Raw genomic sequence first — 25,663 nt, 5'->3', positions numbered from 1 at the left:
ACAAAAGACCCAAAAACTAAATTAAATAAACGAATCTCAGGATAAAAAGTCTCACCTCCTTCAAGCGCTGAAATTAACTCTACTCTAGAATTTTGATTAAATCTGTAATAAGCCGCTCCGCTGCCTCTTCCCCCGCATGGATACACTCGGTCATCTTCGTAAAATCAAATGCTGCATACTGCCCCACTTCAGGTCGAATAATACAATCCGCTTTATGCAAACTGCTGCGCTTCCGCTCTGCGGTCATCAGGCTATAGGAACGATAGACAACCTCCACCATATTGCGGGGCATTTTCTTCTCATGCTCGCGTGCAACATCTACCGCAATAATGAAATCAACCTCTTCCTCCTGCATTTCTGCAACCGGCAAATTATTCAGTACACCGCCATCCACCAACATTTGATTGTTCACTATAAAGGGAGCAAATACGCCGGGAAAAGCTGAGGTTGCTCGCAGGGCCATCCCTAAATCACCTGTATCTAGTATCACCTGCTGGCCTTCCATCAGATCCACCGCAATCGCTTTAAAACGAATCGGAAAGTTTTGAATTTCAAGGCCCTTTCTGCCGCTCGTCTCCATCAAATCCTCGACCATCTGGTTAATTCCATTCCCTGCAAGCAATCCCCGTTGCCACAATCCGAAATCAATGAATCGATACTTGGGTGTATGGATAAAGGCATGCTCAATATTGTGTGCCGAAATACCCGCGGCAAAAAGTCCTCCGATCACCCCCCCCATGCTTGTGCCAATAATGCATTGAATGGGTATGCGATGCTCCTCCAGCGATTTAAGTATACCTATATGAGCAAGCCCACGGACAGCCCCTCCGCCTAATACCAATCCTATTCTCTTCAACATCATTCACCACCTAATCAAGAATTCACAAAAGACCCAAAAACATAATAAGCGTAAACGGCTATCACTGTCTTGGACAGGCAAAGCTCGTTTCGCGTAAATATGGACCGCACGACATATGATCTTGCGTTTACGCAAGCGCCTCATTTACAAAATCAGCTAGCAGCTTATGTTCTTCATTGGACAGGCTGCCAATCATTTTGACATATGAACTAAGCAATTCTGCCAATTCATTGCTGATTTCCTCACCCACGCTTTGGATAACCGTTCCCATTACCGTACCAACAAACATCAGCAGACTAGTGCTATAACCGGCAGTTTTATTGATGACCCTTCGGATGGCTACCTCTGTTCGCCCACCAACCTTTTTCAAATATACAATTAATATGCCCAAGACATATCCACAGAATTCCAGACTCGATTGTCTTTGCGGAATATCATCCAGCATTTTTTTCATTAAGTCTTGTATACTGGTATGCTTGAGGCTATGAATCATCTCCCACAGTGCCTTCATACTCTCTTCCCACTTTTCAATCGTTCCTTCGTGAGGACGTTGCTGCTCAAACAATTCTGTCGCTTTCTGTGTTGGCGCGAAGACGACCTGGGATCGACCTGTTTCATTGGGATTTACTTCATAGCTGCGTGTAACATAACCAGACTTCTCAATCGCCTTGAGCATATCATATGCTGTCCACTTACTCACCCCAACAGCATTAGCCAATGCCTCATAATGGATAGGCAGGCGCTGCCTTTGATACATCCCCACAAGCTCATCCAGAAATTGGAGCCGTCTTTTGGATAATACCATGCTATTCTCCCGCCTTTCTCTGTAGATGAGTACTATATATTGTAACCAAACGCCGCTGTGTCTTGTTTTTTCGTTAAGTTTTTTGGTTTTTTGTGACTTAATACTACCATCTTAAGTTTTCACAGTCAATCGCAGGATGTATTGTTTTAATGGTGGGGATTGGGGCGGCTGCCATGCATGATCATTTCACTGGGCCAGACCATATGACGAATGGCCAAGCCAAATGCAAATGCATCCACGCAATCGTAACCTTAAAGAAATAAGGTGAATACGGAATAACTCCTGATTCACCTTATTTCCGATTGTAATTCCATATCATCCAAAGTTCTTATGGATCATTTATGATAGAATAGACGCCACCATTTCTTTAGGCTTCATTTCGATCCAGTATACGCATAATGATTACAAGTGCCTCTGCACGAGTTGCGGCATCATTCGGCGCAAAGCTGTTGTTATTGCGTCCGGTAACTACACCTAGCTCACGCAATGCTTCAACTGCTCCTTTGCCCCACGCCGGAATTGCAGCATCATCGGCAAAGCTTGTTGGCTGGACGGTTGAGCCTGGAAGCTCCATTGCTCTGGCCAGCATGACCATCATTTCGGTACGTGTAATTTCTTGATCAGGACGGAAGCTGCCGTCGGCATAGCCGGTAATGACGCCGTGGGCGATCCCTTGGGTGATCGCTGCCTTCGCCCATGTGCCGATTTTGCCATGATCGGAGAAGGTAAGTTCTCCTTGCTCGCTTGACTCAGCTTGCCACTGGAAGGCCTTCGCCAGCATCGTAATGAATTCCGCCCGCGTTGTCGCAGCATTAGGCTTGAACTGTTGATCGCCATATCCGTTTACAATGCCCAGACCCACTGCACGCTCGATTGCTTGTGCTGCCCAGTATGTTGCTGGAACATCCTTGAACTCTATCTTCGGTTGCTCCGGTTGCTCGGGCTCTGCTGGCTGCTCGGGCTCGACCGGCTGTTCGGGGTCTACCGGCTGTACCGGATCAACGGGCTGTTCGGGCTTCACCGGCTGCTCAGGCTCCGGTTGTGTGCTTACAGATGGATAATAGCTCGATTGTACTGTAGTCACAGTCACACTTGGGCCATCCTTGCTCCAGTTCCCCGCTGCGTCACCTGCTTCGAGCTTGAAGGTATAGCTCGTGCCCGGCTGCAGTCCTCTTATTGCAGTGCTTGTCGCCTTGCCATCTGCAATATCCTGTGTTTTTGTTTCAGCCCCTTGCTTCCATGCCACCTTGTACGCCGTAACCCCTACCGTATCGATAGCAGCGGCTGCATCCCATGCTAGCGTAATGGACGTTGTACCCGCTTGCGCAGTTACTCTGCTGCCCACACTCCACTTCGGCGCCTCCGTATCCTTGGAAGGCTCCGGATCGGCCGGATTGCTGATCGTAATCGTCAGGGAGCTGCTTGCAAGACGAGTTGTTGTTTCCTTATATCTTACGTAATAGGTTCCAATCCCAAGACCCGTAACCTCGGTACCTGTAATCGCGACCCAGTCATCCGAAGCAGCGCCTTGCTTCTGATATTCCATCGTTACATCGACGCCTGTAATCCTGCCATCCACCGCACCGCTTGCAGTGACATTTACACCTTTGACCGCTGCATCAGATGGCGGATTCTGTTCCTGCTTGGCTCCATCAGGCACGACAATGACGATAGCAGGGCTTGGATTCTCGGTGTCTGTCTCGGCGTAGCGAATTTCATAACGACCTGCAGCAAGGTTATCGATACTCGTTCCGGTGATCGGCATATAGGCGCCGCCATCCACCTTGCGGTATTCCATAGCAGCAGTTACCTGTTCGATCTTTCCATCATTTCCACCTGCTGCTGTTGGTGGCGTGATGACAAGCTCGTCCGCCTTGGGCGCATCCCTGTCTATCTTGGCCTCGTTGCCAATAACCACCGTTACGGGTTCGCTTGCCTTCCGTTCGCCTGTCTCCGCATATCGAATCTGATAGCTTCCCGGCTCCAGATTGTCCATGCTGGTGCCGCTGACAGGTATATAGTCCTCATCCCCCAGCTTGCGGTATTCCATCGTGTCATTTACGCCCTCGATCTTCCCTTTTGTATCGGTATCCGTATTCGCGTTGGTGATTGTCCATCCGCTATGATCCGGCGTTTCCTGATCCTGCTTCACCCCTTCTGGAATGATGACTTCCTTATCCGGGCTTGCATTCCAGGAGCCGGCCTTCATATACCGTACATAATACGTGCCAGCAGCAAGGTCTGTAACCTCTGTTCCTGTAATGGCCGTATACTGCTCCGTTCCTTCCTTCCTATATTCCATCTCCGCCGTTACGCCAATCAGCTTCCCATCGTTTCTATTCACATTGGTCGGCGCAACTCCTGAAGGTGTAGTCGGTGCTTCCCGCTCCTGATTGGATTGCCCCTGGAACACCTCCCATTCCCATAGACCAACGCCGTTCCCATCTGCTTGCTGCTTGGTTATCGTCACCCGCAACGACTTCACCTTCAACGGTTGAGCAAATTCATAGGGATTGGAGGAACCCACCGGAGTCCCCACAGCCAATGTAATCCCTTCGCTAACTGCTCCCAGTGTGACCCATTCATTCATTGGACTATCCATTGGAATGTAGGAGTATTCATACTTGGCCGGTACCAGGATACCACCCCCATCCGTCCACAATATGAGATCCGTGCTGTTAATGGTAGCGCCCTGCGGCCAGTCATATTGCACCCACTCCGCTGCGCTTCCATTGCCCCAGGTTCCCCAGTGCGGGATGCTGCTCGTTGCCTTCTTGCCGTCATTAATCGCAGCAAGACTTTCCCATGGCGATGTATAGCTAGCTGACACACTTGCCAAAAATGCTGCATTATTGTCGCGCGGATGGAGCAGACGCAGATCGTTCAGCAGCTTGTTAAGAGCCTCTGCAGCCTCCTCTTCTGTAGCATCTAATTTTTTGATCACATCGGATGCCGTTGCCTTGGCCTCTTCGATCGGCGCAAGACCCTGATCGATAAAGTTGGCAGGGTTTAAGGTCGTAGCATAATTATAAACCTTAATCAGCTCCGACTTGTCTACCGCCCCCGTATACCCATATACCTTCCACTCCAAGATACCTAACCCATTGGCAATAGGCTTCATATCCATTCGCACACCTGTAATGTAGGCAGGCTCGAAGGTCGTCTTATTGTATTGATTCAGTTCATTGCCTAGCCCATGCAGCGCTCTTGGTGTATACCATGTCCCATGCTCGTCACGAAGCATGAGCTGCATATCCTTGGGACGGAAGTTCCCCGCACCATCCTGGAACACATAGACATCCATTGCTGAAGCAAGGAGTGGCTGCGGCCATTCATACATAACCCATGCCGGATCTCCTTCTCTTCCCCAGTTATGCCATGCGCTGTTCGGAGCATTGCGATTCGGCGAGAAGTCTCCCGAGCTTTTGGGATCGAAGCCATTATTCATCGCCTCAGGGTACCCGTCACCACTGGAGAAGCTCGCCGACGGCTTGGCTACGAGCGCAGCGTTCTGAAGCTCCGTATCCACAACGTATACTGTGGCATGCACCTCCAACTCGCTGCCCTTGATACGGCCACTGACTTCAAATTGACCGATATTCGCGTAGCTGCTTGGCTCTACTGCATTCCACTGGATCTCACTTGTTCTGTACCCATCGTCATATAGAATATCCGTAGCGGCAGGAAGGAGTGGAGCGATGCTCTTCTGAGTCACGACACTGATTGCCCGGTATGTGTCCTTCGCATCCTGCTGTATCTCAATCGTGACATCCTTGCTCGCAGCCTTGCCTTCATCTGCTGCTGTAAAGGTAAATACGTAGCGGCCTGCCTTGCTTACACGCGCATAGGCCGTTGCTTTGTCTCCATCGACAAAAGCGATCTCTCCCACACCATCCGGCTTTTGCTTGACCGTCCATTGGTAGGTCCACGTTGGCTCGAACTCTGCGCTATGCACCGGATCTGCTGTCGCTTCGCCGGACAAGAGGAGAATACTGTTATTCGTATCATCCTGAACCGCCGTCACTGCCCCAATGACTGGAGGCTGTTTGTCCGGTGCCGCCGCCAGGGTGAAGGTAAGCTCATAAGCACCCTGTTCCTCCCCGTCATTAGCAGTGAGCTTCACGGTATAGGAGCCTTCCTTCGTTCCGACAGCCTGGGTCATGTTGGCCTGAGGGTGAACAAAGCTTAGCTTGCCACCTTCGGGCGTACTGACAACCTCCCATTGGTAGGTGAGCGTGCCGCTTGGCGCCCCGTCATCCGTTACCATACCGTTCAGCATGAATGGGATGAGTGCCTGCGGGGCTTGCGTCGCCGTCTGTATAGTAACCTTAGGAGCCTGATTTTCACCCGAGGCTGCCTTCTCAATCGTCAATTGAGCCGTTGGCGCGCTGCTCATCTGGAACATCGCAACGCCTTTATTGTTCTGTACGTAGAATTGTCCGGCATCCGCACCATTTAGCTTGATCGTATAATAGCCATTTTCTACGCCTGCCCCATCCATTTTAATTTTTGAGGCATGCTCATTTTGGGCGAGATTAGCGATTTCCATCGTCAATGCCTTGCCGTCCTTTTGAATGGTTGCATGTTCGATTTTGTCGTTCTCCAGCACCAGATATATTTTCTCATTGATCAGGTTAAGTCGCTTGCCAAAGCCGTCCTTAGGCGTAATCGCATAGCGATTGCCCTCATCTGTAACCAATGCTCCGTAACCGAAAAGCCCAAATACCGGATCGGTGACAATATCAGAGCTAATACTCAGCAATGATCCATAGAGGCCCTCCTCCGACTCCCCGGAAAAATCATTCCAGCCGTTATTCATCACGCGGGAGCCACCATCGAATACGTCCTTGGTGCCTGTTCCTCCCTTATGCATGGAATATCTCCAGGATGTACTGCCTACAGACTGTGCTGCAATCTGACCCATATTGACGGCGTTAAAGTTTGAGATCTTCGCCGCATAGTTGCGTTGCTGCGCGATCGCTTGCTGCTCGCCAGACCTGCCATCCTCCTGATAGCGAAGCCAGTCATCCATAATGTATCCCGCCAAGGACGCTGTATATTGGAAGTTCCACCAGCTCTCCCCTGCCCGGAATACCGGTACGGAATAGTGATACCATGTTGGCTGAATGCCGCGCATCGCTCGCGTCTTCCAGTCCGACATCTGCATGCTCTTCTTGGCTGCTGCTGCCCGCTCGTCTCCAGGATAGTAGCTACGCAGTGCCTTGGCAGCGGAGTAGGCTCCTTCTTCGCCCGTATTGTCATATTCAAACTCGGAGCCGAACGGATAGACGGCGCGCGTCACATTCCGCCCTTTGTCCCGCGCGAACTTCTGTTGCAGCCTCTGCGCCTCGGTCTGCATGCCTTCCTCTTTCAGCGCTTCAATCATATCTGGAATCTGCTGTTCCCCATAGAATCCGATCGGCTCGCTAGAGATGCGATTATAGTATATGCCGTAGGCCTTCTCCAAATAATACTGAGGCGATTCGCGATATTCGATCAGATTAGGATACGCTTTTTGCACGCGATACATATTGAAATAGCCGGTGGCCACCATAATCTCGGAGAACGCCCGTGTATAAGGCTTCTCTTTGTCTGTGAATGAGCCCGAATCTCGAAGATAGTTCGAAACCGTATAGCTATCCTGTGTATTCTTCATAAACCGCTTCCACATAAAGTCGATCAGATACGTTTCCATGGAGCGAATCTCATTCGGATTCGGGTCGAGATAGTTTTTCATCGCCATGAAATTGATATTGTCGTGGCTCCAGTCATCGCCCCAATGGTTCTTGTCCATATCAATGCCGCCTGTAAGATACCAGTCACGGTAAATGCCATAGGTAGGGCTGTTCGGGTCTGTGTCCTGCGTCCTCTCTACCATAAAGGTGGAGTGAGCCTGCGAGGTTGCATCCAGCTCAGCCAGCACGTTGAATTCAAGCTGGGTGAACTTGTCCACCCATTCATCGCCGACCTTCAGCTTATACTTCACACGAACACTGTTATTGCCAATATTATTAAACTGAAGGGAATAAATATGATGCTGCTCGCCGTTAATGATCTTCGTCTCTACAAACTGCGCAGATTCCGTATATCCCGGATTCCCGTCAGGGAGACCGCGACCGGCACGAGAATTGTTGACCATCTCCTCCCTGGTCTTGCCAGGCTTGATGCTGGGGATATGCGCCTCGTCAAATGGATCATTCTCATGAACAGACTGAATCTCTACAGACTGCACATCAATGAGGCTATCGTTGTAATGCAGATCGAGCTTGGTCGGCATATTGATCGCAGTCTGGAAGCCAGGCACTGCTACTGCATCGATCATACCCGATTGGTACAGAATCGAACGCAGGTTGGCCTCGCGGTTTTCCATCGAAGTCGAGGCGTTATTCGGGCTTTGGGCATTATCTTGCGGCTCATTATTGCCTGCTCGCACCGCGGAGAACTTGAACTGATAGGTTTTCTCCTCATTCGGTCCCAGTACTAGACTGGAAGCATCGGTGAAATATCCGCGACCTGTCTTCTGAATATCCTTGGAATGGATATAGAGCACATTCAGCCCCGGGAACCAGCCGCCGCTGTCTCCTGTCCAGTTGGAGAACGTACTTCCAGTACGCAGCTCACCAGCGTCGTTATGCCAATAATCCACATATTCGATGCGGGCTCCGCTTTCCGGTACCGGAGTGAACAGCATGAAATTCCCCTCGCCGCTCGTGCGGATCGCATAGGCATAGCCGCTGTCGGCACCAGCAAAATTATGCACGGTAAGACGATTATCATAGGTGTCCAATACATCGCGATATTTATTGTTCCAGGGCATCGGCAAGCCGATATCGCCAAACTCCATGTATTTGCTGCTCTTGTTCTTCACTGTAATGTTCCACAGCATCGAGCCATCTTCGGTGTCCATATCGAACACAGATTTCACGTCGAAGCCCTTCATCGCCCGCTGGACGGTAGAGTCCAGCTCCTGACCGATAAAGTTGACCTCTACTTTTTTGCCGTCAGATGAAGCGCTCTTCTGAATATATGGGTTAGTAGGACTAATATTGGAATAGGTTGTTGAACCCCCGGCTGCCAATGTTTTATTCGTATCCACCTCCACAAACCCATCCCTGTTGTTAGGGAACTGCTCGCTGTCACCGGTACGATAAGAAAAGATCATCTCGCCCATCCATTGATGCTGCACATCATTCTGTGGTGATGTATTGTTGGGTAGTACAAAATTGATCGGTTGGCCATTTCTGTTGGCAGGGTTATTGTTAATATACAGCTCTTCAATCTGTCCCAGCTCACCAATCTTGGCAGAAAGACTGGCATTGGAGATATCCTCCCTGGCTGCGGCTGCTATAGATGCCCCACCTAATCCTAATGGTACGGTTTGAAAAAGCAGCAAGGATGCAATAGTCAGTGAAGTCAGCTTTTTGGCAATCATGTCCATCATAACCTCCCGTAACACGTTATGTAATTCATGAACTAGCTTTTCATTCCAGTCAGCGTAATTCCTTCTACGAAGTACCTTTGACCGATCAGATAGAATAGAACGCCTGGGGTAAAGGATAAGCAGGTTGCTGCCATCGTCATCGACCAATCGCTTTTCAGTTGGCCTCGAAAGTTGGTGAGTCCAAGCGCGATCGTATATTTATCACTGGAATTGATGTAAATCATCTGCTGAAGCAGATCATTCCATAATCCGATGAAGATAAACAACGCGACGACGATCATTGCAGGTCGAATCGCTGGCATAATAATGCTGAACAGAATTCGGAAGTAGCCTGCGCCGTCAATGGTTGCCGCTTGGTCGAGCTCTCTGGGGATGGACATAATAAACTGACGGATCAGGAAGATATTGAATGCGCCACCGCCGCAAAAATAAGGCAAAATCAGCGGCCAATAGCTATCACTTAGTCCCAGCCCCCGCGTCCAGCCGATATACAGCGGAATAAGCGTCACCATCGCAGGAAGCAGCATCGAGCCGACACAAAGCGTCCAGATGAGGTTCTTCCCCCGAAACCGCAGCCTGGCAAATGCATAGCCGCAAATCGTAGCTGTAAATGTCCCCGCCAAGCAGGCCGGTACGATAATGAGCATCGTGTTCCATAGATACTTCCAAAATTTGAATACCTGTAGCGTCTTCTCATAGTTGGAAAACAACCAATTGCTCGGCAATAGGGCCGGGGGATAACGGTAGATCTCAGCACTGGTCATGAGAGAAGTACGGAAAATCCACCAGATTGGGAAGATGGCCAACATAGCGAAAACAATGACGGCTACAAGCGTGAGGATGTTCATCATTGTGGCTCTGCGCTTCTTGCTTGCTAATCTGCTATATGCTGCTACGCTCATTTTTCGTCGCCCCCTTCGTTATGAATCCACAGATTGGACGTCTTAAACAACACAACAGTAAAGCTGGCAAGAATCGCAAAGATAATGACGGTAGTCGCACATGCATAACCTAGCTTGTAATTGACAAAAGCCTGATCATACATCAAATAGGTTAAAAATCGCGAGGAGTTTCCTGGGCCGCCATTCGTTAGGGCAAGCGCTGGTGTAACGACTTGAAGATTAGCGATCAGACTCATCAGCAGGTTGTAAAAAATAATCGGTGTCATACACGGCAGCGTAATGTGACGGAAGCGCTGCCAGCCATTTGCGCCATCCATTTCAGCAGCTTCATGGTACACACCCGGCACATTCTGCAGCCCTGCCAAAAAGATAACGATCAAATTCCCGGCCAGCCATACCGAAATCAATGACAGAGAAGGAACAACATAGCTGGAATCAGCGATAAACAGAATTTTTTTCATTCCGAGCTCAGAGAGAATATAGTTGAAAAAGCCGAAATTCCCTTCATAAAGCCAAGACCATCCTACATAGATCGCTACTGCTGGCAAGACATACGGTACATAGAACACCGCTCGAAAAAATCCGCGTGCCGGAATTTTACGGTTGAGCAGCATTGCAATGAACAGAGAGTAGAGCATGCTTCCAATTACCGATAAAACAGCGAAATAGACTGTAGCCACAATAGAATCTTTAATATAAGGATCGGAAGTAAATAGCTTGATGTAATTATCAAGGCCGACGAACTCGGGGCTCTTCAACCCGGTCCAGCTCGTCAGGCTGATCCCCAGTACCCCAACAAGCGGCAGATATGTCAGAAAGAATAACCCGATGAAAGCAGGAATCAAACATATATAAGCAACGCGTGCCTCGCTTGAATAAGCACGGGAACGGCGGCGCCTTTGCAGTGTATTATTGGTTTCCATATCTCGCTCCCCACCTCATGTATGAAGGATGACCGCTATGTATACTGTATGAGCGGCCATCCCTTCTATCTTTTAGTTGCTGCCTGCATGAACCTTCTTCAATGCATCAAGACCTTTGGAGATAGCTTCTTTCGCTGTTGTCTTTCCTGTCCACACATCCCCCAGAACCGAACCGAGCAGTGTATTAAAGTCTGTTGTATAGTTCGTATAGAACCATGAGGCTGGTCTGGCCGCAGAGGATTGTGCATAGTCGACTACGGCGGACTTGTACTCTTCATATGGAGGGAAGTTTGGATTTTCAACCCATTTACGAGTAAGCGCTTCATCTTTATACCACTTATCCAGCGTTGGCATCCAAATACCTGATGAGATGAGAGACCAATTGTTCTCTTCAGAGTTATACCATTTCAGCCATTCCATTGCCTCATCCGGGTGTTTGGTCTGGGAGAATACGACATTGGCGCCGCCTGTATTGAGCGTGACCTTCTCCTTCATGTAAGGCAATACAGCGACCCCATAGTTCAGCCCTTCTTCCTTGGCTGTATTCAAGCTGGTGCCTACATTCCATTGACCATTCGTTGCCATCGCCACTGTGCCTGCAATGATGGTGCGCTGAATCCCATCATCCGTCTGCCCGACAGACAATGGAGCAACCTGATCCTTCAGATACAGATCAGCGACCTTTTGAATCGCTTCGATGCTGGCGTCTTCTCCAATCTTAACCTCTGTGCCATCCTCAGAATAGAAACCGCCGCCATTGCTTAGCGTCCAAGTCTCCAACTGCCACGGAAGATTCTCGACCGAGGCGCCATACTGAACGATGCTCTGTGCATCAAAGCCCTCCTCGCCAGGATGCTTGCCATTTTTGTCAATCGTCAGCTTCTTCGCTGTGGCTACGAATTGATCCCATGTCCATGCTTCATCGAGTACAGCCGGAGGATAGGCTACATTCGCTTTGTCGAACATATCCTTGTTGTAATAGAGCAGAAGAATTTCATTAGCAGCCGCATAGGCTACCGTCTTGCCCTGATATTTGTAAGCCAGGCTATCTAGCGGCTTGCTGTCGCTCCCTTCATACATAGCGCTTACATCATTCAGCATGCCTTCAGATGACCACTGGATAACGCCACTTTCCTGCAACATCCCTGTGTCCGGCAATTGCCCCCCGGTTGCAAGCGTATTCAACTTTGTCATGTAGTTTTCCCATGGAATCGCCATCACCTCTACTTCTATGCGATCCTGAGAAGCATTGAACTTGTCGGCTACTGCCTGAGTCGCACTTCCCTCTGCCGCGCTCCCCCACATCGAGTACACAATTTTAACCTTTTCTTTTTTGGAATTTTCCGGTGTATTTACAGCATTCGTTCCCGTTGATGGCTCATTTCCCCCGCTGCTCCCACATCCAACCACACTCACTGCCAATGCAGCCGCGACAAGACCCATTCCAATTCTCTTTCCTGCTTTCATGCCCCCGTACTCCCTTCAATATTAGCTTCAAATTCATGTCTAACCATTTAACAGAGCGCTCCAAATGCTCACGATTTATGTTAAACGTTTAGAAATGATCTCGAGAATATTATGTCATGTGTATTCACGAAGCGAAACGGCATATTTAAACCTCTTTTTTTATTATTTCAACCTGTCGTGAGCAATTTGTAAAATTTTCTCTCCCTGTCTCCCTCTCTACAGAATATGGAAGCAGTCAAAGTTAATCGTTTAGATGCAGATTATATATTTTACCTTTACAACGAATGCTCGATCCGCTACGATAGACATGGCGAAAGCCCACAATGATTGTTGCAGGGGGACAGGGCGGCCAACCTTGGAGTCTCCCTGTTGGTATTTCTCCGCCACGAAATGAAAACGCGACCATTACAGCGTAAAGTGAGGAATCATCATGTCTGATTTAGTCATGCACTTTGTTACCCCGCCCATTCCTTATTTTATTGACAGTGGAAAACATACGTTTTTGCCGGGAGAACGGCATGTAAGCCGTGATTCGATTCGTGTATTCGATCTGATCATCGTCACCAAAGGAACATTGTTTATCGGAGAAAATGATAAAGAGTGGGTCATCCCCAAGGATGAAGCCCTTATATTAAGACCTGATGCGTATCATTATGGCACGTTTCCTTGCGAAGAGGAGACCGAAATTACGTGGATACATTTTCAAACGTTCGGAGCTTGGGAGGAAATGAAGAGCATTAACGAATGCTACGAAAAAGAGCCGGCCTTATTTGAAAAACATAAAGAGCAGGCTTATCTTAATCATTGTGAAGCTAGCTCTATCTTTATTCCCAAGCAAGCCAAGCTGTCCAACAAATCGATCAATGATCTTGCTGAATTTTATTCCTTGGATAAGGATCCTCGTTCACTTCGCAATTGGAGGAAGCAGACAGCCTTCCAAACGTTCATGCAAAATATAAACCAGGAATCGGCAACGACAATCAACTCAACTGCCGTACAACTTGCAGAAAAAATAGAATTGTTTATTCGGCAAAACTATACTTCAAAGATAACGAATGCTATGCTCAAAGCCGAATTTAATTATCATCCCAACTATTTAGCCAAATGCATGTTAAAGGTGTACGGGATCACGCCAATTGATTATGTCCTGCAATATCGAATCGAGCAAGCCAAAAAAATGCTGATTCAAACGAACTGGTCAATTACTCGCATATCTGATGAATTAGGCTTTAGCAATCCCGCTTACTTCTCCTCTGTCTTCACCAATAAACAAGGAATTTCTCCCGCAAATTTTAGAAAAAAAGAGTTTCGCCAGCCTGGGCTGCACTAGGACGTGTATCCAACCCTAACCCAAAGAGCTTGGCGATACAAGCGGATTGTCCCTATTGTATCGCCAAGCCTTCTGTTTTCATTCGGTAGCATGCTTACTGTTCTAATTTGACTTCGATACGTTCGAACTGGCCATTGATCCACAAAACGCTTTTGACGAGTTCTCCCGTATGGGCAACGAAAGTACATCCTCTCTCCAGCATCATATATCTCGTTGGATAGGCAGCGTAGCTTGTAATCTTCCATCCTCTATCCATCGGTTCGATCCATCCATTGACGCATCGCAGCTCGCCTTCGCCATCCGTATACAGATAGGTTGTCGAGCCAAATCCAAGCAAATAGGCCACGAGCTCTTCGCCCATATCCCAATCGTCACCTTCAATATTGGCAAATAGACTACTGAATAACGGATCGCTCGACTTCTTGAAGATCGATTGACCAAAGCGATTTCTGGAAAGCTCGGGCATATTCAGATTGGGAGCCGCAATGCTATACGTAGAAGCAGCCTCACCCGGATTTAACTGGCGAGTTGTCGACTTTACATTCCAATCATAGCAATTAAACACCGCCATCGTCGCCCGATAGCCTGCTTCCAGAAGTCGTGGATCGCCAAGCGCCTCGTAAGAAGATCGGGCAGCTCCCGCTACCAATCCTCCCCATAAAGAATGCGTCATGAAGGATAACGCCTCCCACCAACGATCCGGCGCATTAGCACGATAATCATTACTAAATCCGATATTCGCAATAATTAATGGAGCATACAAATGGGCTTCATCCGTCAGCCCAGCCAGGCATAGCGCTTCACAAGTCGGCCCAAACCCGGCATTATCATAAAAGTGCTCCGTTACCGCGCCTTGATACCCTTGTGAATCCTGCTTTAAGCCTTTAATAAACTCCAGCCACAGTGTGTTCAGCTTCGCGTAGCCATCCATCTTCCCTGTTCTCTTCAGATCCTCAAGCAAGTCTGCTATATACAGAATAAATACACCGACAAGTCGGGATTCTTCTTTTTCGCGTTTACTGTGATGACAGGCTGAATCCAGCCTCATGCACATGACCTGCGCTGCCCACTCCAGATAGGTGTCTGAATCGGCATAAGATAATAGAGAGGTATCGAATTTGGACAGCAGATAGTAGACATGCCCAATATAATCAAAATCATAAATGCGATAAAAGGAACCGTATAACGGCCTCGGGCGCCCAAAATCTCCAGCTACAAACCAATGTTCCTTCAAGTCGAGGACGGCTGACATTTCAACCTTTTTGACCTGTTCGATCACCGGAGGAGATAACAGATTTTTCATTAGGATGAAGGAGAGCTTGCCCAGCGATTCTCCCTGATTCGATAAGGGCACAAAGGCATACGGTCGAGTGGCTTGTGCTGTATTAAAGCTATGTTCACATAGCCAAGCCGCCCGCTGCTCAAGTATGCTATGAATCGGCTCCAGCACATTGCCAACTAATACATCGCATTTTCCACTCTCAAGTCGTGCTACCAGCTTCAGCTCTCCAGCCGCTGGCCGTGACACAACAGCACGTAAACGTTTAGATTTTGTAGTGGCCACAACCTTGAATGCATCGGTAATGTCTGTCTCCTCCACGATCCCCGCTCTATCGCTTGCCCTTATCAGGGTAACTGAATGCAGGTTATCGTGCTCTGGCACACTTACCTCCGCATAGAACTCTCCTTCGGTCGTCGTCACAGGCGAATACGTCCAATGTGGATGCCCATACTTTAACGCCAGCAGATAAAACTCCTTTTGTTCTGTGAAGGGTGTGAACACAAATGACCATTGTCTGGTCTCAGAAGGCTCCAGGATTACCGCCGAGTAATCACCGCTATAGATCCAATCATGATCTGCAGACTGTGCCAGCGAGCTCCCATCCTCAATCAAGGACAACCGATGATAGAGCATACCGTCCAAGGATGGGGAGACCTGCTCCAAGAACCGATTGACATAGCTGCAATAGGTGCCAAAGGCAGCAACCCGCTCGCCAACACTGTATATGGCAAGATGTGGAGCCTCATTACTTCTACGCATCGCTGCAAATTTGGCATAATCTCCACCCAGATGCGGGAATACCGCACACGAGTGGTTCATGTTCCGCAAGACATCCGAATCTCGAAACATAATATACGCAAGAGAAAACCAACTGTGAAAGCCATTCACCTTTATAGGATGATCCGCACAATTGGTACAACGAATATTCCACTTCCATTCATCATCTTGATCGAGCAAATATTCATATTGAACGTGAAACTTATCGTGTAAAAAGGTGATCGACACACCTTGCTCACCGATAGCCTCCATATGTGACTGCAAATCAAGGCTTTCAATTCGTTCATCATCAACAACAGCACTCCACTGTCCAAAACGCTTATCCTGATTCGTGTATCCGGCGTCCTGTACATATTGTGCATCAATAACCCAGTTCATCTGCTCTGGATCATTTCGGACTATTAAAGACTCCACCGTCCCTTGCGGGGACAGAGATACGTCAAAGGTACCATTACGAAGCAGCTTCAAGTTCTCACTCCTATTGTCATAGTCTAAACGTTTAAATTTCCAGCTTATAATGCCACTCAGCTACATACCCAATCAAGGATATAACACCAGTTAAGCGTGTACCATTCATGCGAAAAAGAGACCGTTTTGTAAGTGAACACAGTCTCCTTCGCACACATCAAGTATTCATATTCCACACTCTGCGATGTATTACCGATTAGCAAGATCGCCTACTCGCATCGCTCTGAGCCTCAAGAATGGGTTTTTAGGCGGATCACGTTCCATGAAGCCGCCGCTAAGCTTGCGGTCACGCTACGGGCTTCAACGCGCGCATTCCCGCCAGCATGCGGGGACACCGCTTGCAGATTGGCCGTATTCACTGCCTTCAAATCCTCATGCTCCATTACCAGATGCTCGATAAGAGCAACTTCTCCGAAGCTGCGCACATCCATGAGCAACGATAATGAATCCGTTAAGTGACGATTGACTGCAAATATAGTGATTTCATTATGTTCTTCATTATGAACAGCGATTGCCTCCAGATACGGCACATCGGTAATTTCCTTTGTATCATATTTCGGCGAATGAACAAGCGGAATCAGTGCATTCCCTCTTCCATATAAGGAAGCATGCATAAACGGATAGTAGATCGTCTGAGCCCATGCCGCTCCACCTGTCTCCGTCATAATCGGCGCTATAACGTTGACAAGCTGTGCCATGCACGCCATGCCAACACGGTCTGAATGCTTCAGCAGGCTAATGATCATGCAACCGACAACAAGCGCATCCTCCATCGTATAAATATCCTCTAGCTGTGCAGGCGCAACCTGCCACGGCTCGATCTGCTTATCCGATTCCAACGTATGAAACCATACATTCCATTCGTCAAATGAAAGCTTCATCGTCTTTTTGCTGCGCTTCTTCGCTTTCACATAATCGCAAATTGCGGTAACACTATCAATAAACTGATCCATCTGCAAGGAACGTGCAAGGAAGGTCGCCGTGTCCTGCTCCGCATTGCCATAATATTGATGAAGCGACAAATAATCAACATGCTCATAGGTATGCTCTAGAACGGTTGCCTCCCATTGAGCAAATGTAGGCATCCCAAGATAGGAGCTGCCGCAAGCCACCAATTCAATATCTGGATCGACCCACCGCATCGCCTTCGCAGCTTCAGCAGCAGCTCGCCCGTATTCATCGGCTGTTTTTTGCCCGATTTGCCATGGTCCGTCCATTTCATTGCCCAAGCACCATGTTTTTATCCGATGAGGCTGCTCATAGCCATGCTGGATACGTAGATCGCTCCAGTAGCTGCCACCCGGATGATTGGCATATTCAATCACCTGTCTGGCATCCTCTACTCCTTGCGTGCCCAGATTGATCGCCCACATCACCTCTGCGCCAGCAGCTTTCGCCCATGTGGCAAATTCATTCATCCCGATCAGATTCGGCTCCACGGTGCGCCAAGCCAGATCCAGCCTGCGTGGGCGCTCGCTTACAGGCCCTACTCCATCCTTCCAGTCATAGCCCGATACGAAATTACCCCCAGGGTATCGAATAATCGGCACATTCAGCTTCTGAATTAACTCCAGTACATCCTGACGAAATCCATTGGCATCCGCTGTCGGATGACCCGGTTCAAATATTCCGCCATACACCGCTCGCCCTAAATGCTCAATAAAAGAACCATACATGCGATCATCAATCTTGCTAATGATAAAATCCTTGTCAACGACCATTTTTGCCGTTAATGCCATGTTCTCTCTCTCCTTGTTATGAAAGATATGCTCTACACAGACAAGTTTTCAAGCATGCTTTTACCACACCGTCCTCTAAGGACGAGGCAGCAGGGAGGCAACCGAATCCCGTTCGATTAATGTACATGCAGGGCTGCGATCACACTCCACTGTTTCTCCTTTTACAATGGAAGTCAGAATCTTCATCGCGCTATATCCCATCTGATGTAATGGCAGATCCATTGTCGTAATGCGCGGATTAACATAATCACTGAACTCGCGATTATCGAAGCCGATAATCGACATCTCCTGAGGAATCGCAATGCCCGCTTCTAACAATGCCCTCATCGCACCTATAACCATGATATCGTTCATAATCAATATAGCGGTCGGTCGCTGTGGCAGATCCAGCAGTTCCTTCGTCAACCGATAGGCTGACTCTAGCCCCCAGTCTCCCACCTTAATAAATTGTGGATCAAAAGGCAGTTGAAACTCGGTGACCGCACGATAGTAGCCATTGAATCTAAGCCGTGACGGCAAGGAATCCATTAATCCGCTAATAATAGAAATGCGCCGATGACCACGTTCGATTAAATATTTCATCGCATCATAAGAAGCTTGCTCATCATTATATTGAATGGAAATATCCGAATCTGTGTAGCAATACGTGTATACAATCGGTTTTCCTCTGGTATCTATAAGCCCGGTCACATCACGCGGATGGACACCAACGTATATAATACCCTCCACCTGCTTGGACAGTAGATCCATCACCGCATTTGACGCATATTTCTTATAGGCATCCACATCTCCGAAGTTATGGCCCACTCGCTTATGCAGCCGTAAGTTCGTCAATAGAATGTGCATATCATGCCGGTCAGCATACTCATTGATACCATCAATAATTTCGGGCACATTAAAAACCGTTACGTCCTCAGCAATGACTCCGATGATGTTGGTGCGCTGAGATTTCAGACTTTTGGCTACGTCATTGGGTGTGTAATTCAACTCTTCGATTACCCTTAACACACGTTCTCTTGTCTTCGGGCTGACATTGCGCGTTCCATTCAATACATAGGAGACGGTTGCAGTTGAAACATTGGCTTTCTCAGCGATGTCCTTAATTCCGATCCTCGACACATTCAACACTTCCTAATATAAACGATTAGATTTCGAATTATGGGTAGCCTAATCCCTATTGATGTACACATGATCACTTCAGGAATCCAAGCCTGCTGATCATCTGAATCCAGTGCTGACAGGCAAGCTTGACTCTTACGTACTCATGAATCTTATCGTAGCTATACACAGTCTAGTCTAATATAATGAAGAGATCATCTAAACGTTTAGATATCTATTTTAATTTATATCACATGATTACAGTTATGTGCAAGCGCTTTTTTTGATTATTTTAACAAGGCTAACGAATGTTCTCCATTACTATTCCCTATACATGCAGAAGGCCCGCTAATCACTGACAGCAGACGTTGAACTGGATTCGCTAGATTGTCTAAAACAGTCCAACGATTACGTATGGAAACACGCGACGAACCCGCCTGAGCAATTACAGCCCAAGCGAGGAGCTTCGGCTTCATAAGCTCTTGTAATGCCTATAGGGCTGCCTAGACGCTCTCCTTTACCTTCCTTCGTCTTCCTCCTGCAAGCCACTGTACGCAATATTCTCTTTCACATCGGTGCTGTGATCGTCCACCCACACCTGCAGTTCACGACGATTCATGATTTCCTGTAAACGTTCGATGCGTCCACGCAGAGCCTGACAAATCGCATGACAACGGGACTCGTCAACAAACAGCGAGCCACGGAAAATAGTCCGCACCTCCTCTTCAATTCCGTCTAGTAGAGACAGATCTAGCCATTCGAAGGAGGTTACCAGTTTAATTTGTTCGTTGTGATCAGGCTTGAATGGTTTACACGTCAGCTTGCCATCTGCGCGAATCAGACCAAGCGGCTTGGAAAACCAGAGTGACGAGCCACTATCGTAGATCGGCGCTGCCCCCATCCACTCCAAGGTCTCTGCATTGCGGATCACTCCAAAATTATTCTGATGCCGATCTTCATTGGCAATCAGATAATCCACCACCATCATCTGGTCCAGCGCCTCCACAATGCCGGTAATGCCCAGCGCCTCACAGCAGTTCACGTAATGCTGATACACCGATACATGGTTCTGCTTTTGCCTAGTGTGCATCACATACCAAGCTGTAATGAGTTCTGTCTGTGGAGTTATGAAATTCTCGCACACGCTATAGGGGTAATCCTCCAGCTCCATCAGTGTATAGGGGACATGTCGAATCCCCAATCGCTCCATGATCTTGCTGGCAATGACCTCATTGTATGGCTCCTGCCTAGTCGCGCCGCTTCCGCCTTTCACCAGACAACGCTTACCATCTATAATCGCCCACTTCTTTTTCAACCAGCCATCAGAGGTATTGTCTGGCGAGATCAGACTCATCGCATCAGATGAACCCTGCCCAAACAATACATTCCCTACGTCCCCCGAGAAAGGGTTGTGAAAGAAGTTAATGGCGCTCCATTCCAAATGTGATGCAGATGGACGAATCCAATATTGATCGGACAAACTAAGTCCGTAGCTTTTATCTAACAGTTTTTGTGTTGTAGACAAATTCAATTCAAGCAGCGCTTCTTTTATTCCATCACGACTGGCCGGAATCGCTCGTTCCCTCCACCATTCATTGAGTGCCGCACGGTCTATTGCTCCCTTCTTAACAGGTATGCCCACGGGCACATGCCCCGCTGCATAGACTTGTCCAATCGCTGAAATGGAGACTGTTGCTTCATCCAGCTCAATCTCAGCCACGGGTTCATCTTTGTGCATGAGTGTATAGGATTTGTTCCAGGATTCAGCCACTATCATTTCCTCCATTTCTTGATTTTCTTTTTATATTAATTCTATTATATCAAGTCTGCAGAGATTTCGTCATGTAGGGCTTTTAATTTTTTCCATTTGGAACACAACTCGAAAGTGACTTCAGTTCAAGCCATAAGTTGATTGTGGAGCCATGCGCTTAATCTATAAATAACGGGGCTTTTGGGACAGCCCCTTGTTCATTTGTAAACCGGGCTTCTTTTCCAAATATCTCATACGATAAACATAAATGAAATACTCGCATCCCTATCCATATCCAACTTTAACTGAATATGTCCACCCGTATTGTTCGAAAGTAATTCTCTTTCATTGCCATCCACAACCACAATAGCTTTCTCCCAAGGAATCCCGGCACTTAATTCTATAGTATTTCCGTTTATGCCAGAGCTCAACAAAACTTGTGCTGTACCCGATGATAAATCCCAGGACAACCGCCTCACCTCCACTTGCGTTCGTGCCATTAGTCCGCATACCGATCCCGATTGCCAATCTGGAGGCAAAGCCGGAAGGATTTCAATGACTCCCCTATTAGAGAACAGGAGCGCTTCATTCACAGCCCCGACAACTCCAAATGACGTATCTGTACAGTAACAATGATTTCTACGATTCGTATCGTGATCCGTCATTAAAGATGGGTAATAACCGAATTCCTTCATCATTGGCAGCAGCGAAGACAGCACGCCTTCGCCTTGTTTGAGTCGCGCGCTAACCAGTGCCTTATGCATCCAGCCATGCCCCGCTGTCGCGTCTTTTGTATTGTATTTGTCCCTGTTCATAAGCGCAATCTTCGCTGCCGATGCAAGCGATTGATTGCTTTGCGTTTCATAGGCAGGCCAGGCTGCGTAAAGATGACTCAGGTGGCGATGATTATTATTTTCCTTATATTCATTCATCGCCCATTCACGCAAAGCGCCGTCCTCATCATATTTATATTCAGGAAGTAGATTCAGGAGAGTCCTCCACTTCATTACAGCGGCTTCATAGCCCTCGCGCTTGATGGCATTTTCCATCGATATGACCATCAACAGCCCATCCCGTGCGGCAGATATATCCATAGTAGCATTAGCTGTAATCGTGCTGTTATAGCCAATAGGATTATTCTCCGGTGAATAGGTCGGGATAATCATGTACTTCTCGCCTGGATTTAACGATACTTTGCCGCTTTGATAACAAGCATTGCCGTTCTTGTCTGTGAAGTATTCCGGTGTACATATCTGTTCCCAGAAGTTAGCTTGCTTCGTCAAGAGCGGAAGCAGGATATCTTTCTCTAATTCCAGATATCCCCTTCGCAATAGATTGGCAAATTCCTCATCAGAAAGTCCACCGTCATGAACGCTGAGCAGCGGCTGCAATTCATGTATTCTCATCGAATCAACAATCGGTATTTGCATATTGCCATAGCATTGCCAGTATTCGTAGATAGGCAGCAGGCACCAGCTTGCCCCCGCATTCCAATATTGAAACGGATAATCGTTGTCGTATTCCACATGCATGCCGCGATCCCCGTCAGAGTTAACGGATACCTGGAGCGCATCATGCATGCCGTAAGCCATTCGAGCATTATAAGCAAAGTCCGGCGCATTTCGCAAGAAAAATGCAATATAACCGAGCTGTGCCTTCGTCAGATGCCCGGTATTCATAGCTGCAACCTGCAAATTCACATTGGCGTCAAGGGTGTAGATGCCGCGCCAGCCCGGATTCCACTCTCCCGTCCACATACCATACAAGCGAGGCGCGCTTGAGCCTCCGCAGCAAATCATTGCATACCGCCCCTGATTATAAACCTGTTCCATGAAGGCATGATTGATTCTAGTTGTCATCGCTTGCTGTTTGTAAATAAGCGTCAGGTTATCCGCGTACTTATCCGCATCATCGCCGGCCAACGAAAACTGTACGTTGTTGAATTCAGCAGCATGCTGCTCGACATGGGGGACAAGGGCAGCTTCATAATCAAAACAGGCTTGCGTATCGCTATATTTCCTCGCGACAGCGTTAGTATTCCTGAACAACTGCTCTACGAGAGGGTATTCCGGTTGCCTGGCAAAATCCTCAATACTGCCCATTTCAAATGTTCGGTTGGATTGTGTAATGAAATAAACGGCATCAGCATTAATAATTTGAATTGCCGGATTCTGCTCGCTGCCAACGTTAATCGGTTCATTCGTTTCGGCTAGCAACACTCTTTTTTTTGTGCCGTTCACCACTATTACCTGCGTCAGCCCCGCGTATCCGGCGTTACGAAGCTCGCTGCCCGCATAAGACGGGTAATGCGCTACTTGAGCGATGTATTCCGCTTTCTGATCTACCAGCTTCTTATATTGCAGTTCTGTAAGCTCAATGGAACCGTTGTGTGCCCTGCTCATGCACAATATATCGTCGATGGAAATCGTCATATTGATTTTAGAGCCAATGGAGGATTGTTCAATTTTCGTAATCGAAACATTGTCTGCTCTGGAGGTAAAGGAGGTTCTGACCCATTCGCCAAACTCATCCACGTAATGTACGCCCGTCTCTGCAGTCTCATAATTTGTCCATCGCTTATAACTGGTAACGCTGCCTCTGCTTGTCACATTTAATCGAAGCTGATGGCCGGGATGGTAGCAGTAGTAGAATGTTCGGACTCGTGTTGAGCCATTCTCGTCCGTTATCTTCCATTGATCATTCTGATTAAAGACATTCCATCTCGCATCGGCTAGCTGCTCCGTTAACTCATATGGAATGAATCTGGGGGCTTTGGAAGGATAATTAAACAACATATACTGAAAGATAAAGCTGTCGGAATAAGGGGACCCTGATGTAACATAACCATTTTCACCGTTACCGCTTACCATGCCGTCACGCCAAGCGTAACCCGGATTGGATATTGGCACCTCCGTATAACTATTAGCATAGTTTCCTTTTTTGAACAAACGATCAGTAGAAGTTGTCATTGTTTTATTTCCCCGCTTCCCTAAGCTCTTGACTTTTCGTTATAATTATAACGACTCAGGCATCTAAGCGGCATCGTTTGAGGCGACCAAGGCCATCTTCGGGATGTCGCATTTTGGCAGAGGAGACTATTGAAATGAACCTTCCCCCTGTTCATATTGAAAATATGGATATTAAGCTCACGCTTGGCGGCTTCATATTGAATGTACTATACGTGAAGTACGGCTATTTCCACAGCCCGATGCGCGAGCACAGTCACAGCCATGGCAGCTATGAGCTTCATTATATTCCTTGTGGTCAGGGCATACTGGTGGCTGACGGAGTGCGTTATCCACTCACCCCTGGCACTTTATTTATGACCGGACCAGGTGTCGTACATGAGCAAATTCCAGATCATAACGATCCTATGGCTGAATACTGTATCTTCTTCGAGGTGCTCCCTGGTGATTTCCAGTTAGCTGCAACTAATTACAACCCCCTCAAAGATAACCTCCTTCCAGAGCTGCTGGTGAACACTCCGTTCTGGATCGGACTTGACAACGAAAATATGATGACTTTGTTCGAGATGCTTGCAGGCGAGTTGTCTTTGAAGCGCCTCGGCTTCCACCATATGGTTACGAATATACTGGAGATGATTGTTACCCGAATGATCAGGCAATATACGGGGGATTGTTCCTCTCCGCATGACATACCGACAAAAACGTTGGATGACAGCAGACTGCTAACAATAGAGAACAGCTTCTTATATGAGTATTCTTCTCTTACACTAAGACAGCTTGCGGACAAGCTAGGTCTGAGCACACGCCAAACAGAGAGGACTGTGCAGAAACAATACGGCGTTCCTTTCAGAGAAAAAAAGCAACAATCCCGAATGAGCGCCGCAGCCCATCTTCTTGCAACAACCGATATGACTATTAATGCTATTGCCGCACGTATCGGATTTTCAACACCGGAACAGTTCAGCCATGCGTTCAAGCAATATTACGGCATAACTGCAACCCACTACAGGTCTCAAAAAAAATAATTGTAATAAACACTGCCCCGTGGCGACTTCCTTTCGGCAGGGATAAAATTAAAAAAGCCGACAACCATGTTAATGTGTCGACTCGCTAAACATATCGGCTTATTTAGTTAATCATACATACAAAAAAACTCTAAGGATTATTATCCCAAGAGTTTAATTTCGTTGTTAATACCGGTGAGAGGACTCGAACCTCCACGGGTCTCCCCATTCGATTTTGAGTCGAACGCGTCTGCCATTCCGCCACACCGGCACATTGAACATTATATTTAAAATATGGCGTGCCCTAAGAGATTCGAACTCCTGACCTTTTGATTCGTAGTCAAACGCTCTATCCAGCTGAGCTAAGGGCACATAACAATAACTTATGGAGGCGCCACCCAGACTCGAACTGGGGGTAAAGCTTTTGCAGAGCTCTGCCTTACCACTTGGCTATGGCGCCAAAAATATAATGGAGCGGAAGACGGGAATCGAACCCGCGACCCTCGCCTTGGCAAGGCGATGCTCTACCGCTGAGCCACTTCCGCATGATGGCTGGGAATCTAGGATTCGAACCTAGGAGTGACGGAGTCAAAGTCCGTTGCCTTACCGCTTGGCTAATTCCCAACAATATGTAATTTTCATTAATGGGGCGATCGATGGGACTTGAACCCACGAATGCCGGAGCCACAATCCGGTGCGTTAACCCCTTCGCCACGACCGCCATATTGCATATTGGCAGGGGCAGCAGGAATTGAACCCACACTAACGGTTTTGGAGACCGCTGTTCTACCTTTAAACTATGCCCCTAAGGTAACTGGTGGAGGATGATGGATTCGAACCACCGAACTCGTA

The 25,663-nt window shown here is 47.8% G+C and carries 13 protein-coding genes and 7 tRNA genes; 2 read left to right on the top strand and 18 right to left on the bottom strand.

The window, feature by feature from the left end; all coding sequences use genetic code 11:
- Positions 1-79: 79 nt before the first annotated feature.
- The 6 genes from ACY1JZ_RS07655 to ACY1JZ_RS07630 all read right to left on the bottom strand — a co-directional run bounded on the left by ACY1JZ_RS07655 (position 80) and on the right by ACY1JZ_RS07630 (position 12,397).
- Positions 80-859 carry a patatin-like phospholipase family protein gene (locus tag ACY1JZ_RS07655; protein ID WP_462628729.1) on the bottom strand — a complete coding sequence of 260 codons (780 nt, stop codon included), beginning with the start codon at positions 857-859 and terminating at the stop codon, positions 80-82.
- 127 nt (positions 860-986) lie between these two features.
- A complete protein-coding gene (locus ACY1JZ_RS07650; RefSeq protein WP_462628728.1) occupies positions 987-1,664 on the bottom strand; it encodes an Lrp/AsnC family transcriptional regulator in 678 nt (225 codons plus the stop codon).
- Positions 1,665-2,031: 367 nt separating this feature from the next.
- Positions 2,032-9,096, bottom strand: coding sequence for an S-layer homology domain-containing protein (locus ACY1JZ_RS07645; protein ID WP_462628727.1), 7,065 nt, complete (start codon positions 9,094-9,096; stop codon positions 2,032-2,034).
- 41 nt (positions 9,097-9,137) lie between these two features.
- Entirely contained in the window at positions 9,138-10,007 is an 870-nt protein-coding gene (locus tag ACY1JZ_RS07640) for a carbohydrate ABC transporter permease (protein WP_270165583.1), read from the bottom strand.
- A complete protein-coding gene (locus tag ACY1JZ_RS07635; protein WP_270165585.1) occupies positions 10,004-10,930 on the bottom strand; it encodes a carbohydrate ABC transporter permease in 927 nt (308 codons plus the stop codon). Before ACY1JZ_RS07635 ends, ACY1JZ_RS07640 begins: the two co-directional genes overlap by 4 nt.
- A 72-nt stretch (positions 10,931-11,002) precedes the next feature.
- On the bottom strand, positions 11,003-12,397 hold the full coding sequence (locus ACY1JZ_RS07630; RefSeq protein WP_462628726.1) for an ABC transporter substrate-binding protein: 1,395 nt from the start codon (positions 12,395-12,397) through the stop codon (positions 11,003-11,005).
- A 430-nt stretch (positions 12,398-12,827) separates the two neighbouring features.
- Here ACY1JZ_RS07630 and ACY1JZ_RS07625 point away from each other — a divergent pair, with 430 nt between their 5' ends.
- Positions 12,828-13,727: an AraC family transcriptional regulator gene (locus tag ACY1JZ_RS07625; protein WP_462628725.1), complete on the top strand. Its 900-nt coding sequence runs from the start codon at positions 12,828-12,830 to the stop codon at positions 13,725-13,727.
- A gap of 94 nt (positions 13,728-13,821) precedes the next feature.
- Here ACY1JZ_RS07625 and ACY1JZ_RS07620 read toward each other — a convergent pair whose 3' ends face one another.
- The 5 genes from ACY1JZ_RS07620 to ACY1JZ_RS07600 form a co-directional block, all read right to left on the bottom strand.
- Positions 13,822-16,254 carry a hypothetical protein gene (locus ACY1JZ_RS07620; RefSeq protein WP_462628724.1) on the bottom strand — a complete coding sequence of 811 codons (2,433 nt, stop codon included), beginning with the start codon at positions 16,252-16,254 and terminating at the stop codon, positions 13,822-13,824.
- A 230-nt stretch (positions 16,255-16,484) separates the two neighbouring features.
- Complete coding sequence (gene arfA / locus ACY1JZ_RS07615) at positions 16,485-17,993, bottom strand: arabinosylfuranosidase ArfA (protein ID WP_462628723.1); 1,509 nt, start codon at positions 17,991-17,993, stop codon at positions 16,485-16,487.
- A gap of 75 nt (positions 17,994-18,068) precedes the next feature.
- On the bottom strand, positions 18,069-19,112 hold the full coding sequence (locus ACY1JZ_RS07610) for a LacI family DNA-binding transcriptional regulator (RefSeq protein WP_462628722.1): 1,044 nt from the start codon (positions 19,110-19,112) through the stop codon (positions 18,069-18,071).
- Between the two features lie 496 nt (positions 19,113-19,608).
- Positions 19,609-20,862 (bottom strand): HipA domain-containing protein, encoded by a 1,254-nt coding sequence (locus ACY1JZ_RS07605; RefSeq protein ID WP_462628721.1) that lies wholly within the window; start codon positions 20,860-20,862, stop codon positions 19,609-19,611.
- A 230-nt stretch (positions 20,863-21,092) separates the two neighbouring features.
- Positions 21,093-23,810 (bottom strand): glycosyl hydrolase family 95 catalytic domain-containing protein, encoded by a 2,718-nt coding sequence (locus tag ACY1JZ_RS07600; protein WP_462628720.1) that lies wholly within the window; start codon positions 23,808-23,810, stop codon positions 21,093-21,095.
- Positions 23,811-23,923: 113 nt separating this feature from the next.
- Here ACY1JZ_RS07600 and ACY1JZ_RS07595 point away from each other — a divergent pair, with 113 nt between their 5' ends.
- A complete protein-coding gene (locus ACY1JZ_RS07595) occupies positions 23,924-24,832 on the top strand; it encodes an AraC family transcriptional regulator (RefSeq protein WP_462628719.1) in 909 nt (302 codons plus the stop codon).
- 169 nt (positions 24,833-25,001) lie between these two features.
- Here ACY1JZ_RS07595 and ACY1JZ_RS07590 read toward each other — a convergent pair.
- The 7 genes from ACY1JZ_RS07590 to ACY1JZ_RS07560 form a co-directional block, all read right to left on the bottom strand.
- Positions 25,002-25,082 (bottom strand) — tRNA-Leu (locus tag ACY1JZ_RS07590).
- Between the two features lie 24 nt (positions 25,083-25,106).
- Positions 25,107-25,183: transfer RNA gene (locus ACY1JZ_RS07585), tRNA-Arg, on the bottom strand.
- A 14-nt stretch (positions 25,184-25,197) separates the two neighbouring features.
- Positions 25,198-25,271: transfer RNA gene (locus ACY1JZ_RS07580), tRNA-Cys, on the bottom strand.
- A 10-nt stretch (positions 25,272-25,281) separates the two neighbouring features.
- A tRNA-Gly gene (locus ACY1JZ_RS07575) sits at positions 25,282-25,356 on the bottom strand.
- 4 nt (positions 25,357-25,360) lie between these two features.
- Positions 25,361-25,435 (bottom strand) — tRNA-Gln (locus ACY1JZ_RS07570).
- Positions 25,436-25,456: 21 nt separating this feature from the next.
- Positions 25,457-25,532: transfer RNA gene (locus ACY1JZ_RS07565), tRNA-His, on the bottom strand.
- Between the two features lie 12 nt (positions 25,533-25,544).
- Positions 25,545-25,618: transfer RNA gene (locus ACY1JZ_RS07560), tRNA-Trp, on the bottom strand.
- Between the last annotated feature and the right edge of the window lie 45 nt (positions 25,619-25,663).

Source organism: Paenibacillus sp. J5 (assembly GCF_054955055.1).
The sequence above is the reverse complement of the archived record's forward strand: the minus strand, read 5'-3'. Positions and strand labels throughout refer to the sequence as shown.

Bases quoted from the DNA above. Each gene is read 5' to 3' on its own strand.
- ACY1JZ_RS07625 (WP_462628725.1), top strand. From the start codon at position 12,828: ATGTCTGATTTAGTCATGCACTTTGTTACCCCGCCCATTCCTTATTTT.
- ACY1JZ_RS07600 (WP_462628720.1), bottom strand. From the start codon at position 23,810: ATGACAACTTCTACTGATCGTTTGTTCAAAAAAGGAAACTATGCTAAT.
- ACY1JZ_RS07650 (WP_462628728.1), bottom strand. From the start codon at position 1,664: ATGGTATTATCCAAAAGACGGCTCCAATTTCTGGATGAGCTTGTGGGG.
- ACY1JZ_RS07635 (WP_270165585.1), bottom strand. From the start codon at position 10,930: ATGGAAACCAATAATACACTGCAAAGGCGCCGCCGTTCCCGTGCTTAT.
- ACY1JZ_RS07645 (WP_462628727.1), bottom strand. From the start codon at position 9,096: ATGATTGCCAAAAAGCTGACTTCACTGACTATTGCATCCTTGCTGCTT.
- ACY1JZ_RS07655 (WP_462628729.1), bottom strand. From the start codon at position 859: ATGTTGAAGAGAATAGGATTGGTATTAGGCGGAGGGGCTGTCCGTGGG.
- ACY1JZ_RS07640 (WP_270165583.1), bottom strand. From the start codon at position 10,007: ATGAGCGTAGCAGCATATAGCAGATTAGCAAGCAAGAAGCGCAGAGCC.
- arfA (WP_462628723.1), bottom strand. From the start codon at position 17,993: ATGGCATTAACGGCAAAAATGGTCGTTGACAAGGATTTTATCATTAGC.
- ACY1JZ_RS07630 (WP_462628726.1), bottom strand. From the start codon at position 12,397: ATGAAAGCAGGAAAGAGAATTGGAATGGGTCTTGTCGCGGCTGCATTG.